This is a genomic window from Bacillus cereus group sp. MYBK195-1 (assembly GCF_051916605.1).
Classification (GTDB): Bacteria; Bacillota; Bacilli; order Bacillales; family Bacillaceae_G; genus Bacillus_A; species Bacillus_A cereus.
Genome location: NZ_JBQAGZ010000030.1, coordinates 1 through 663, shown reverse-complemented (window position 1 = coordinate 663; position 663 = coordinate 1). Strand labels below are relative to the sequence as shown.

Here is a 663-nt window from a genome sequence, read left to right as displayed (position 1 = left end):
ATGTCATATTGAAAATTGGAGCGGAAGACGGGATTCGAACCCGCGACCCCAACCTTGGCAAGGTTGTATTCTACCACTGAACTACTTCCGCAAGACATGTATGAGTTATTTTATTAAAAGTGCGGGTGAAGGGAGTCGAACCCCCACGCCAAAGGCGCTAGATCCTAAGTCTAGTGCGTCTGCCAATTCCGCCACACCCGCATATTTCATTAAAATGGTGAGCCATGAAGGACTCGAACCTTCGACCCTCTGATTAAAAGTCAGATGCTCTACCAACTGAGCTAATGGCTCTTAATGGCTGGGCTAGCTGGATTCGAACCAGCGCATGACGGAGTCAAAGTCCGTTGCCTTACCGCTTGGCTATAGCCCATTAATTAAGAATGGTGGAGGGGGGCAGATTCGAACTGCCGAACCCGAAGGAGCGGATTTACAGTCCGCCGCGTTTAGCCACTTCGCTACCCCTCCGACATATATGGTGGAGGATGACGGGATCGAACCGCCGACCCCCTGCTTGTAAGGCAGGTGCTCTCCCAGCTGAGCTAATCCTCCATTTTGCCTGGCAACGTCCTACTCTCACAGGGACAAGGTCCCAACTACCATCGGCGCTAGAGAGCTTAACTTCCGTGTTCGGTATGGGAACGGGTGTGACCTCTCTGCCATCAT

At 52.0% G+C, this 663-nt stretch carries 6 tRNA genes and 1 rRNA gene; all 7 read right to left on the bottom strand.

What is annotated here, in order from left to right:
* Positions 1-16 precede the first annotated feature (16 nt).
* Positions 17-91: transfer RNA gene (locus ACTFRY_RS29755), tRNA-Gly, on the bottom strand.
* A gap of 29 nt (positions 92-120) precedes the next feature.
* A tRNA-Leu gene (locus ACTFRY_RS29750) sits at positions 121-201 on the bottom strand.
* 14 nt (positions 202-215) lie between these two features.
* Positions 216-291, bottom strand: a tRNA-Lys gene (locus ACTFRY_RS29745).
* A gap of 4 nt (positions 292-295) precedes the next feature.
* A tRNA-Gln gene (locus ACTFRY_RS29740) sits at positions 296-370 on the bottom strand.
* Positions 371-381: 11 nt separating this feature from the next.
* A tRNA-Tyr gene (locus ACTFRY_RS29735) sits at positions 382-465 on the bottom strand.
* 8 nt (positions 466-473) lie between these two features.
* Positions 474-549 (bottom strand) — tRNA-Val (locus ACTFRY_RS29730).
* Between the two features lie 5 nt (positions 550-554).
* Positions 555-663, bottom strand: a 5S ribosomal RNA gene (rrf, locus tag ACTFRY_RS29725); the annotation flags it as partial.